General features: G+C 41.4%; 10 protein-coding genes. 4 read left to right on the top strand and 6 right to left on the bottom strand.

Annotated elements, in window-relative coordinates:
* Positions 1-3: 3 nt before the first annotated feature.
* Positions 4-1341, bottom strand: a complete 1338-nt coding sequence (locus OFN91_RS00250; protein WP_270872850.1) for a sodium-dependent transporter — start codon at positions 1339-1341, stop codon at positions 4-6.
* A 26-nt stretch (positions 1342-1367) separates the two neighbouring features.
* Positions 1368-2720 carry a sodium-dependent transporter gene (locus OFN91_RS00255; RefSeq protein ID WP_270859048.1) on the bottom strand — a complete coding sequence of 451 codons (1353 nt, stop codon included), beginning with the start codon at positions 2718-2720 and terminating at the stop codon, positions 1368-1370.
* A gap of 129 nt (positions 2721-2849) precedes the next feature.
* On the opposite strand from OFN91_RS00255, the gene thyX reads away from it, so the two are divergent.
* Positions 2850-3473 (top strand): FAD-dependent thymidylate synthase, encoded by a 624-nt coding sequence (gene thyX, locus OFN91_RS00260; protein WP_270864511.1) that lies wholly within the window; start codon positions 2850-2852, stop codon positions 3471-3473.
* Between the two features lie 491 nt (positions 3474-3964).
* Here the strand turns inward: thyX and OFN91_RS00265 are convergent, their stop codons facing one another.
* From OFN91_RS00265 to radA, 4 genes are all read right to left on the bottom strand, one after another.
* Positions 3965-4750: a hypothetical protein gene (locus tag OFN91_RS00265; protein WP_270872851.1), complete on the bottom strand. Its 786-nt coding sequence runs from the start codon at positions 4748-4750 to the stop codon at positions 3965-3967.
* 355 nt (positions 4751-5105) lie between these two features.
* Positions 5106-5330: a cbb3-type cytochrome oxidase assembly protein CcoS gene (gene ccoS, locus OFN91_RS00270; RefSeq protein ID WP_270859044.1), complete on the bottom strand. Its 225-nt coding sequence runs from the start codon at positions 5328-5330 to the stop codon at positions 5106-5108.
* Complete coding sequence (locus tag OFN91_RS00275) at positions 5327-7711, bottom strand: heavy metal translocating P-type ATPase (protein ID WP_270872852.1); 2385 nt, start codon at positions 7709-7711, stop codon at positions 5327-5329. Before OFN91_RS00275 ends, ccoS begins: the two co-directional genes overlap by 4 nt.
* A gap of 43 nt (positions 7712-7754) precedes the next feature.
* The gene (gene radA / locus OFN91_RS00280) at positions 7755-9104 is read right to left on the bottom strand and encodes a DNA repair protein RadA (protein WP_270869621.1); all 1350 of its coding nucleotides are present in this window, start codon (positions 9102-9104) and stop codon (positions 7755-7757) included.
* A gap of 145 nt (positions 9105-9249) precedes the next feature.
* On the opposite strand from radA, the gene brnQ reads away from it, so the two are divergent.
* From brnQ to ilvN, 3 genes are all read left to right on the top strand, one after another.
* Complete coding sequence (gene brnQ / locus OFN91_RS00285) at positions 9250-10566, top strand: branched-chain amino acid transport system II carrier protein (protein WP_270859041.1); 1317 nt, start codon at positions 9250-9252, stop codon at positions 10564-10566.
* A 163-nt stretch (positions 10567-10729) separates the two neighbouring features.
* A complete protein-coding gene (locus OFN91_RS00290; RefSeq protein WP_270859040.1) occupies positions 10730-12418 on the top strand; it encodes an acetolactate synthase large subunit in 1689 nt (562 codons plus the stop codon).
* A 9-nt stretch (positions 12419-12427) separates the two neighbouring features.
* Positions 12428-12898, top strand: a complete 471-nt coding sequence (gene ilvN, locus OFN91_RS00295) for an acetolactate synthase small subunit (protein ID WP_270859039.1) — start codon at positions 12428-12430, stop codon at positions 12896-12898.
* The last annotated feature ends 6 nt before the right edge of the window (positions 12899-12904 follow it).

The following is a 12904-nucleotide window of genomic DNA, read 5'->3' on the forward strand; positions in this document are numbered from 1 at the left end:
AATTTAGCTAAAAAACAGCAAATTTACCATTATTATGATTATTGCAAATGGCGCGATAAATCTTAGCGAAAAATACCAAATCTCAAACGCACCCTTGCTCATATCCTCGCCAAAAAACTCCGCCAAAAGGGATTTTTTCATAACAAATCCGACGAAAATCGCCGAACTTAGCGCACCAAGAGGAAGCATGATATTTGAGGTCAAAAAGTCTAAAATATCGAAAAAACCCTTGCCAAAAAATGTAAAACTTTCGCCAAATTCCGCGTTCATTGATAGCGTGCAGCACGCTCCTAGCGCGCCTACGACTATGCCTGATAGCCCACACGCTCTACTTCTAGAAATGCCAAAATGATTGACAAGATACAAGATAAATGGCTCTATCATCGAAACCGCGCTCGTAATCCCAGCAAAAAACAGCGACACAAAAAACAAAATCGCTAAAATTTGCCCCATAAAGCCAAGCTTAGCAAACATTGTGGTAAGCGATACAAACACTAATCCTGCGCCCTGAGATGGGCTAGCGTTAAATTCGAAGATAAATGTAAATACGATTAGCCCCATCATTAGCCCGATTGCGATATTGATAAATACGATATTTACGCAACTTTTCACTAGCTTTACACCCTCTCCTAGGCTAGCAGCATACGCAGCGATACAGCCAATCCCGATACAAAGGGTAAAAAGTGAAAGCCCAAGCGCGTCAAGCACGCTAGCGACGGTGATTTTGGAAAAATCAGGCGTGAATAAAAACTTCACCGCCTCGCCAAATCCCTCCATAAAAACCGCATATCCTAGCATTAAAAGCAAAAGCACGAAAAGCAGGGGCATCATTATCAAATTCAGCTTTTCTATGCCACTTTTGATTCCGCGCGATACCACAAAAAGTGTCAGCACAAGCCCTAACGCATAAAATGCAAGACTTGAAAATAGTGAGTGCGAAATCACGCCCCCAAAAAGTGCGCCAGCCTCATCTACTGAGGCAGGAAGCGCGCTAAAACCGATAAAAATGTATCTCATAATCCAACCAAGGATTACGAGATAAAATGACAAAACAAAAATTCCGCCCACTATGAAAATTCCAGCGAATTTCCACTTTTCGCCGTTTTTGGGGTCGAGATATCTATACGCGCTAGGCAAATCGGCTCTGCTAATGCGCCCAATCGCCATTTCGGCTAAAAATAGGCTAAACCCAATCCCAAGCGTGAGCACGAGATATAAAAGCACAAATGCGCTTCCGCCGTTGCTACCGACTAGGGTTGGAAACTTCCACGCATTTCCAAGCCCCACAGCACCGCCGGCGACCGCTAAAACAAAGCCGATTTTGCTAAATTTATCGTTCATAATCTTTCTTTAAATTTCAAATTTGACTATCCAAAATTTACGATTCCTAGCTCTCTTAGCGCGATTACAAAAATCGCAAGCGGAGATACCACGCGAAGTAGGACATAATACCAAATTTTAAATCCGAAATCTCCCATATATGGCGAAAGTAGGGCATAAACGCCGTCTTTTTTGATGACATATCCTACGAAAATGACAATGATTAATCCGCCAAGTGGCATTAAAATTTTAGATGTTAAATAATCCAGCGCGTCGAAAAACGGCTGTCCTGCGATGACGAAATACTCGCTTGTCGCGCCATAGTATCCCAAAATGCAGGCAATCCCTAGCACATAGGTAAATACAAAAACCGCCACGCAAGCTTTCGCGCGAGAAAATGCGCGGGATTTGACTAGGTAATAAACAGCTGGTTCAATCATCGAAATCGCTGAGGTAATGGCGGCGAAAAGTAGGGTTAGGAAAAATGCAAACGCCAAAATATGACCGATAAAGCCGAGTTTGCTAAATAGCACGGCAAGGGAAACGAAAATCAGTCCAGGACCTGATTGGGCTGGATCGCCGTTAAATTCGAAAATAAATGTGAAAACAACAAGACCCATCATAACGCCAATCATTACATTGATTAAAACGATATTAATGCTCGAAGTTAGGATATTGGTGCGCTCTGGCAGGCTTGCAGCGTATGTCAAAATCGTAGTTACGCCAAGGCTAAGTGTGAAAAACGCTAATCCTAGCGCGTCAAGCACACTTTGTGAATTTAGCGCGCTAAAATCAGGCAAAAGCAAGAATTTGGCGCTTTGTGCGAATCCGTCGAAGCTAGCCGAATACAAAACCATAAGCACAAGCAGGATAAAAAGGCTAGGCATCATCCAAATATTTAGGCGCTCAATGCCGTTTTTGATACCCTTTGAGACGATCAAAAAGCACACAAGCGACATTATCGTAAAGCAGATAATCGCTACAAGCGGTGAATTTGAAATCAAAGCGTTAAACATCGCACCGCTATCGTCTAAATTTTGAGGTAGTGAGAAAATCGATGTGGCTGTGTATTTTAAGATCCAGCCCATTACGACGCTGTAAAATGAGTAAATCAAAAGCGCAGTAATCATCAAAAATCCAGCCTTGCTCCAAAGCTCTTTGTTGCTAGGGGCAAGTCTTCGGTAGCTATCGACTGGATCGCTCTCGCCAAGGCGACCAATGGTGATTTCGCCGATAAAAATGACAAAACTTACCAAAAATGTGAGCAAAAGATAGAGCAAAATAAATGCGCTACCGCCATTTTGACCTACGAGTGTGGGGAATTTCCAAGCGTTTCCAAGTCCCACGGCTGAGCCTGCGACCGCCAAAATAAAACCAATGCGTGTGAATTTGTCGTTCATACTTTTCCTTTTGGTAAAAAATTTGCCAATTTTATCAGAATTTAGCTTACATTAAGCTATTTAAATTTGATTAAATTTATAAAATTTTGGCTAAAATCACGCGTTATAAAATTTAATCAAGGAAAATTTATGGAAGTAAAACTTTTGAATTTCACGCCACTTTGGGTATGCTCAAACGCCATAAGAACTTGCTGGCAAAGCTTCGAGCGGGGCGATAACGGCGGCGAAAAGGACTTAGCGCTAATTAATCGCGTGGGAAATGAAATGAAGCACTCATCTACGCTCGAACACATTTTTTATAATTTTTATATCAAGGGCATCTCGCGCGCGCTTTTGCAAGAATTAGCGCGCCACCGTATGGCTAGCCTGAGCGTGAAATCCACCCGCTACACGCTAAAAGAGCTAAGAAATGAGCCTGAAATCACAAGCGATAGCGCCGCAAAATACATCGTGCTAACAGGCAACGACGCCGTCGATAGCGCAAGCATAAAAGCCCTAAATAATCTAAGGGAAATTTTAGGCGCAAACACTAGCCTCGATATCGCCAAATACTGCCTGCCAGAGTGCTACAAAACCGAGCTGGCGTGGAGCATAAATGCTAGAAGCCTGCAAAACTTTCTTTCTCTTCGTTCTAGCAAATCAGCACTTTGGGAGATACGCGCACTCGCAAATGCGCTCTTTGCAGCACTGCCAGAAGAGCATAAATTTATCTTCGAGCATTGTATGTATAAGGCAAATCCGCAAGAATTGTAACATTTGTGTCATTGCAAAGAAATGCGAAGCATTTCAGTAAAATTAAATCAGCTAAATTTAAAGCGAAGCTTTAAATTTAGCCACTTCTAAGGTTTTACAGGGGTGGGGGTTGGTAAGGGGGAGGGTAGCGTCTCCTAAAAAGCGCGCCCTCCCCCTTACAAGAAAAGCACGACACAGGTTAAATTCAAAAAATCGTTCAATGCTAAATTTAGGTTGAATTTTGCTTTAAATTTTACTGGATTGCTTCGAAAACTTCGTTTTCTCGCAATGACATTTTATGTAAATTTAATCTCGGTCAGTATTTTAAAATACCGAATTTATCAAATTCACAAATTTAAACTCAAATTTGATAGTTTGAGTTTAAATTTGCAAAATTTTACCAACTGTTTATATTTGTTATTTGAGCCTTGCTTCTGCTTTGTCTAGCTCGATTTGAGCAACTGCTTCTCTACTCATTTTGTCTCCTTAAAAATAAAGTTTTATTAAATTTTTTATGCAAAATATTTTTTTTGAATATAATCTATGTTTATATTTTTCTTATCTAAAAACCACTTTTTGATTTCCAAATAATCTTTTTTATCAAAAATACAAACCATATAAAATTTGCCACGCAAAACATTTATATTGTAAGCCCAACCATTTTTTTGTGGCTCATCTACTATAATTGAAAAAAATGGCGTAAAATCTTTCAAATTTCTTTTTACAATCATATAAAAACAGCCTTTTAAGAATATATTTGCTAAAAAATAAAAAACTATAAAAAGTAATCCGACGAATTTAAAAGCAACAAGCGCAATAATGCAATTCATAATAATAGCCCATACTATTCCATTATTTTCTATATCATCTAACCAAAATGGCTTACAAACAATGTTTCTTAAATTTTGATTTGCAGAATTGTGTTGCACTTTTTCAAATTCATAAAATTGTATAAATTCATTTGTAAAGCGAATTTCTGCTTTTCTGCGTATTATAAAAATATAGTAGCCAATAACAAAATACAATAATAAAATAAAAATTGCTATTGCATTTATTATAGTTATGTTTCTAACTTCTTTAAGTAACTCGTCATCAACCAAATTTAACAAACACCCATAAATAAACACATATAAATTTAACAAAATTACAAATGCAACAAACGCAGAAAACCAAGATAAAACCGAATTAAAAATTTGATGATAATCTTTGATAACTATCGGCTCTTTGTCGTAATCTCTCTGATTTTCATCTGAATTTTTATTTCTCACATTTTTATTCCAATTCTCAAAATTTTCCAAAATTTAATCCTTTTATAAATATTTAGTCATTGCGAACGAAGTGAAGCAATCCAGCAACAGTGAAGCTGTTTTTAGAATTTGCAGTCACTTTAAATTTTACTGGATTGCTTCGAAAACTTCGTTTTCTCGCAATGACAGCGAATTTAGCGTTTTGGTTATTTTTACTCGTAGATTGCTTCGTCGCTTCGCTTCTCGCAATGACAAATTAGGCAAAATTTGTATAATCTGTCATTGCGAGAATTTTGCGTCAGCAAAATTCGTGGCAATCTACGAGTAAGAAATTTCGGCACAGTATTTTTGCAAAATTTCGGCGCAGTATTTCTGCGAAATTTAATGTGGAATTTTACTCTAAATTTCAACTATCCAAATTCTCTTTTTTTCGCCTTAATGCCTCTTTGCGTTTTTCTTCCATTTTCACAGCTTCGTTGAGTGCGTCCTCGCCATCGAATTCCGTCCCGCCAAGAAATTTAGAATAATCATCGAATTGATGATTTTTCAGCGCCCACAAAAGCCCGCCTAACACGCAAAATCCAAGTATTAGCGAAATCGTAACCATAGTCATTAGCACGGCGTTACTCATAGTTTTATCCTTCTTAAAAGCATTGAGTTTGCGACCACGATTACCGAGCTTAGGCTCATCGAGAGCGCCGCAAACAGCGGGATTGCGTATCCCAAAAACGCAAGCGGAATCGTGATTAGGTTGTAAAGTAGCGAAATAGCGATATTTTGGCGGATTTTACTGCCTGTTTTGCGCGCGATACGCATGGCGCGCACGAGGCTCGTCATATCGTCTTTGATAAGCACGACATCGCTTTTTTGCACGCTAAGATTCGCGCCACTTCCTAGGCAAATCCCAGCGTGAGCGAGGCTAAGCGCGGCCGCGTCGTTTATCCCGTCGCCTACCATTACCACTTTTTTGCCCATTTTAGCGAGGTTTTGGATATAGCTAGCCTTTTCGTCTGGCAAAATTTGCGCGCCAAATTTCACTATTTCTAACTCGCGCGCTATCGCACTGACGGCGTTTTGGTGATCGCCACTGATGATATGAAGCTCGTAACCTAAATCTTTTAGCGTTTTTATGGCCTCTTTGCTATCATCTTTAAGTGGCGCAAGAAGCCAAAATTTGGCTAAAATTTGCCTATTTTGCATGAAAAAATACTCGCTTAAATCCCCGCTAGCGACATTTGCGCCAAGCTCGCACATAAATTTCGCGCTTCCGCCATAAATTTCATTTTCGCCAAATTTCGCGCTAATGCCCTTGGCTGGGTGGTTTGTGATATTTTCTAAATTCGCAGGCGCAAATTTTGCAAATTCGCCCGAATTTAAAAATTCAAGCACGGCCTCGGAAATAGGGTGGTTTGAGCTTTGCACAAGCCCTTTTAGCGCGCCGATATCGCAGAGTGGCGAAATTTCGCTTTTTTTGACGATTAGCGCAGAGCTTGTGAGCGTGCCTGTTTTGTCAAAGACGATAGTATCGGCGTTGGAGAGGATTTCTAGCATTTTGGCCTCTTTGAAGATTATGCCATGCCTTAGCGCCACAGAGATCGCGCACAGCGTTGCAATCGGCGTGGCAAGGGCTAGGGCGCAAGGGCAGGCGATGATGATGACGCTAACGCTGATTAGTAGCGCGCTTGCAAAGCCTGCTTTGGCATACCAAAACACAAACGCCACAAACGCCACGGCTATGACAAAAATCGAAAAATAGCCTGAAATTTTATTAGCCAAAATTTCAAATTTTGGTTTTTTTAGATTTGCGTTTTCTAAAAGCTCGACGATTTTGCTAAGCAACGAGCCCTTAAAATCGGCGTTTGCGCGGTATTTTAGCGAGCCAGATAGGCAGAGTGAGCCTGATTTGATTTCATTGTTTTTGCCTAGCGACACCGGGATACTCTCGCCCGAAATGCCCGAATAATCGAAACTTCCCTCGCCGCTACTTACCACGCCGTCGATTAGGACGCGATCGCCTTGGTTTATGAGAATTTCATCGCCGATTTGCACCTCGTTTGGGGATTTGTTTGCATAGCTTCCGTCAAAACCAAGTGTGCAAACCTCGCCAAGAAGCATGTTTGAAAGCGAGCTTAAATTTTCGCCAGCCCTTTTTTGGCTTAAAATTTGCAGATATTTTCCAGCAAACACAAAGGTGATTATCATCGCTACGGATTCGAAATATACCTCGCCATTGCGCGAAAACATAACATAAAGCGAATAAATATAAATTACCAAAGCCCCAAGACCAACGAGCAAGTCCATATTTGGGGTGCGAGTTTTGAGCGCATAAAATGCCCCCTTAAAAAATACCGCCCCAGTATAAAAAAGTACAGGCGTAGCTAGGATAAACTCAGCAAAGTGCAAAATATCCTTCGTCCCCTGCTCGATCCCCGTGAAATACCCGCCATACAGCGCGATTGAGATCCACATAATATTCATCACACAAAAAATTCCAACCAAAAGCCTAGCGTAAAATTCCCTGCGTTTTGCCGTGTCTTTGGCGTTTTGGGTGTTTGTGTCATAAGGGTAGGCATCGTATCCAATCGAGCGGATTAGATTTAAAATTTCGGCTAAGGATATTTGCTCTTCGTCCCATACAATGCGCGCTTTGTGCGAGGCTGCGTTTAGGCTTACTTCGATTATGCCAGTGGCGTTATTTAGGATTTTTTCGTTTAGCCAGACGCATGCTGAGCAGTGAATTCCGTCGATTAAAAGCGAAATTTGGTTAAATCCGTCTTTATCTTTGGTGACATAGTTTTTGTAAATACTGCTTGTGGGGCCCTGAATTTGGGCATTTTGTTTGGCTGGGCGCAGAGTATTTTTGCCAAGGCGCTCGTAAAATTCGCCCAAATTTTGCCCTTGCAAAAGATAATAGACATTTTTGCACCCATTACAGCAAAATTTATGCCCCGCCTCATCGCTAAAAAGCTCCGCGCTCTCAAACGAGCCGTGGCAGTGATCGCATTTTTCCATTGAATTTGTCCGTCCAAGAATTTCGCGCGATTATAGCATTTTTTTACATCCAATCAAGGATTTGCGAAATTTCCGTGGCGTGAAAAATTTTAAGCCCAAGCGAATTTTGCGGTTTCATCGGCGAGATTATGTTTTTAAATTTTTGCAAACTAGCCTCTTTTATGCGCGCATCAAGGTTGAAAATTTCGCGAATTTCGCCATTTAGGCTAACTTCGCCAATAAACGCGCTCTCTTTGCTAAGCGGGCGATTTTTAAAGCTACTTACGATCGCAGCGACCACGGCTAAATCGCAGGCGGTTTCGGTGATTTTGACCCCGCCGATGACATTTACGAAGACATCGTATCCGCCAAGACCAATTTCAAGCTTTCTATCCAAAAGTGCTAAAAGCATATCGAGGCGGTTTTTATCATATCCTGTGGCAGAGCGTTTGGGATACGAGCTTTCGCAAACTAGGGCTTGGATTTCGACTACTAGGGCGCGTGAGCCCTCCATAGTCACAGTGATTGCTGAGCCTGAGGCAGGTTTGGTGCGAGTGAAAAATTTACTTGCGACATCTTTTGCGCTAATTAGCCCTTTTTCGCTCATTTCAAAAATCCCAACCTCGCTAGTAGAACCAAAACGATTTTTAAAACCACGCAAAATTCGAAGTTCCTTGCTCGCGTCCCCCTCGAAATACAGCACCACATCGACCATGTGCTCTAAAATCCTAGGCCCTGCGATTGAGCCCTCTTTGGTGATATGCCCGATGATAAAAATGCTAATCCCGCGCTCTTTTGCAAGTCGCATTAGCTCAAATGTAATCTCACGCACCTGCGTCACGGAGCCCGGGGCTGATGAGATTTTGTCGCTATAAAGGGTCTGAATACTATCAATGATGACGCTTTTGTAGTTTTTGCTTGAAATTTCATCTAAAATCGTGTTTAAATTTATCTCAGTTAGCAAGAATAAATTTTTGTTGATTGCGCCTAGGCGATCGGCTCGCATTTTGATTTGGCTAGCACTTTCTTCGCCGCTGACATAGAGTGCGGGCGAATTTGGGCTGGCTAAATTCGCAGCGATTTTGAGCAAAAGCGTGGATTTGCCAATCCCTGGACTTCCGCCAATTAGCACGAGTGAGCCCTCCACAAGCCCACCACCTAAAACCAAATTTAACTCAGCGTCTTTGGTATCTATGCGCACGACATCTTCGATTTGGATTTCATCGATTGCTTTTGCGCCACTCGCGCCTTTTTTTTGCTCTAATTTTTCTATCTCTTTTAGGGTTTTAATCTGCTCGGCTTTAAGCTCCACGAAACTATCCCATGCGCCACAATCAGGGCATTTGCCAAGCCAACGGGATTGTTGATTTCCGCAGTGTTGGCACTCGAAAAGTGTTGATTTTGATTTTGCCATTTTGTTTTACCTTGATAAATTTATTAAATTTCGCGCGATTATAGCAAAAATTTTTGCCTTAAATTTTTAGTAAAAATAAAATTTAAATGAAATTTAAATTAAATAATGAGAAAATGAGCGGTTAAATTTTTGATAAGGAGATTTCATGGACAGAAAGCTTACTAAAAAAGAGTTTTTTACCATTGCTTTAATGCTTTTTGCTATGTATTTTGGTGCTGGAAACTTCATTTTTCCGCCGATTGTGGGCAAAAACGCAGGCGATAACTTTTTCGTGGGAATTATGTTTTTTTGCTGTGCCGCGATTTTAATCCCAGTCCTTGGCGTCGCAGCCGTGGCTAAATCAAAGGGCTTGGCAAATTTAGTCGAGCGCGTAGATCCTGTGTTTGCGCTGATTTTCACAGTCGCATTGTATCTGACTATCGGACCGCTTTTTGCGATACCGCGTGCTGCAAATATGCCATTTGATATCGTCGTGCGCGAAAATGTCGCCGAAACATCGGTGCAGATGTGGCTTTTGATCTATTCGGCTGCGTATTTTGCGCTAAATTTTGTTTTATGCTTAAATCCGTCTAAGCTTGTCGATTTGCTCGGACGCTACCTTACGCCTGTGCTTTTGATTTTGATTTTGGGACTTTTCGTATCGTCGTTTTTCACCCCTATGGGCGAATTTGTCGCTCCAAACGAAGCGTATAGAGATCACGCAGTCGCAAGTGGTTTCGTCGATGGATACCAGACTATGGACGCTTTGGCTTCACTAGCCTTTGGTATCATTATCGCAAATGCGATGAGAGCGCGCGGTGTTAGTGATGAGGGACATATTGTCGTATCTATGATAAAAGCAGGTATGTTTGCGGGCGCGCTTTTAGCCGTGATTTATCTGATGATTTCATATCTTGGTGCGAGTGCAGCTAGCCTTTTCCCTGATGTAACAAACGGCGCACAATACCTTAGCAAAATCAGCCACTATCTTTTTGGCAGTGTCGGTACAGCCTTGCTAGGGCTTGCATTTTTCCTAGCCTGCCTTACTACGACTTTGGGTTTGATTAGCTCATGTAGCCAGTATTTTGAAAATTTGGTCAAAGGCAAAATTCCATACAAAGCGTGGGTTGTGATACTTTGCCTTGTATCATTTGGCGTGGCAAATTTTGGACTTACAACGATTATTAGCGCGAGTATCCCTGTGCTAATCGCGATTTATCCAGCTGCGATTATGCTTATAATTTTATCGCTAATCGATCCGCTAATCGATACAAGCAAGCTAGTTTATAGAGCATGCGTGTATGCGAGCTTCGCTGTGGGTATCGTAAATGGACTAGATGTCTTAAAAATCAAAATTCCAGGTATCACTAACTGGGTTAGTAGCTTTCCATTTTATGATGCTATGCTTGGCTGGATTGTGCCTAGCGTAGTGGCTTTTGTGATTAGTTTTTTGATACATATCCTTACGAAAAAATCATTTTAACCAAATTTAGGCTTGCGCGAGTTCGCAAGCCTTTTTAAATTTTGCCTTAAATTTAACCAAATTCTTACAAAAATATAAAATTTAATCAAATTCTTTAAAAAATTCTTAGAATTTAATCTAAAAAATAATAAAATATCCAGTCATTTCATAATTAGGATTGAACATGGAGAAATTAAACGGTTCGCAGATGATTATCGAGGCGCTTCATCAAGAGGGCGTTGAGGTAGTATTTGGATATCCTGGTGGCGCTGCGCTAAACATATATGATGAAACATACAAACAAACATATTTCAAACATATCCTGGTGCGCCACGAGCAAGCTGCGGCTATGGCGGCTGACGGATACGCGCGTGCTAGCGGAAAGGTCGGCGTAGCTATCGTAACAAGCGGTCCTGGTTTTACAAATGCAATCACAGGCCTTGCCACTGCGTATGCAGATTCTATCCCAATCGTGCTAATTAGCGGACAGGTTGCTGGTTCGCTTATCGGAACTGACGCATTTCAAGAGATTGATGCGGTTGGAATTTCAAGGCCATGTGTCAAACACAATTTCCTAGTAAAAACCGTTGAAGAGCTTCCAATGGTGCTAAAACAAGCATTTTATATCGCGCGCTCTGGCAGACCGGGTCCTGTGCATATCGATGTGCCAAAAGATGTTACGGCTAAGCTTGGCGAGTTTATCTATCCAGATGAGATAAAAATGCAAACATATCGCCCGACTTACAAAGGCAACGCAAAACAGATAAAAAAAGTAGCAGAGCTAATAATGGCGGCCAAACGCCCGATAATTTATATCGGCGGTGGCGTGATTTTAAGCGAGGCTAGTGAGGAAGTAAGGCAACTAGCGCATATCACGCAAATCCCAGTAGTAGAGACCCTAATGGCACTTGGCGCGATGAGAAGCGATGATGAGTTAAATTTGGGCTTAGTGGGTATGCATGGAAGTTACGCAGCCAATATGGCGCTTAGCGAAACTGACCTTATAATCTGCCTTGGAGCGAGATTTGACGATAGAGTAACTGGAAAACTCGAAGAATTCGCCAAAAACGCAAAAATTATCCATGTCGATATCGACCCAAGCTCGATTTCAAAAATCGTAAATGCGCATTTCCCAATCGTAGGCGATGTAAAATCGGTCTTAGCAGAGCTAAATCCTAGATTAAAGGACGAAGCAGAGCCTGCAAACTACGCTAAATGGCGCGAACAAATCAAAATTTATAAAGAAATTCACCCACTAAAATACACAGATAGCGATGAGGTTTTAAAACCACAATGGGTAGTGGAAAAAACTGGCGAGATCGCAAGTGATGACGCTATCATCGTTACAGATGTCGGTCAGCACCAAATGTGGGTAGCGCAGTTTTATCCATTTAATCGCCCTCGCACGCTTCTTACAAGCGGTGGGCTTGGCACTATGGGATATGGCTTGCCTGCTGCAATGGGAGCGAAAGCTTACGCCGGCGAGAAAAGGCAGGTTATAAATTTCACAGGCGATGGCTCGATTTTAATGAATATCCAAGAGCTAATGACGCTTAGCGAAAATAATCTTGGTGTCGTAAATATCATACTTAATAACAACTTTTTGGGTATGGTTAGGCAGTGGCAAAGTATGTTTTATGGTGCGAGATTTTCATCGACGGATCTTAGCAAACAGCCAGATTTCGTAAAACTCGTAGAGAGCTTTGGCGGGCTTGGATTTAGCGTTAGCACAAAAGCTGAGTTTGAAAGCGCGCTAAAAACTGCGCTTGAAAGCAATAAGGTTTGCTTTATCGAGGTTAAGGTCGATCGCTTCGAAAATGTTTTCCCAATGGTGCCAGCAGGTGGCGCGCTATATAATATGATATTTGAATAGGATTTGATTATGAATAGTATAAAAAGAATTATTTCAGTCATAGTTTTGGACGAACACGGCGTGCTTTCTCGTATTTCTGGGCTTTTTGCAGGGCGCGGATATAATATCAACTCCCTAACCGTCGCACCTATCCCAAATACAAATTTATCTAGGCTTACGATCGTAACCTTGGGCGATGAGCGCATTATCGAGCAGATTACAAAGCAACTTCATAAACTAATCCCGATTTATAAAGTAATCGAGGAGGCAAATTTTGTCGAAAAAGAGATGGTTTTAATAAAAATCGCATTAAACGAAAATTTAGCCGGACTTGACGCTTTGCTAAAAGCGTATAACGGCTCTATCGCAAACAGCGACGAAAACCATATCGTGCTTATGGCGTGCGATGATGCTGATAGAATCGAGAGTTTTTTAAAGACCGTGAAAAAATACAACCCAATCGATATCGTCAGAAGCGGTAGCGTCGCACTTGATATGTAGGAGAAA

Origin of the sequence: Campylobacter sp. JMF_08 NE1, assembly GCF_027737875.1 — a bacterium.
Taxonomy (GTDB): domain Bacteria; phylum Campylobacterota; class Campylobacteria; order Campylobacterales; family Campylobacteraceae; genus Campylobacter_B.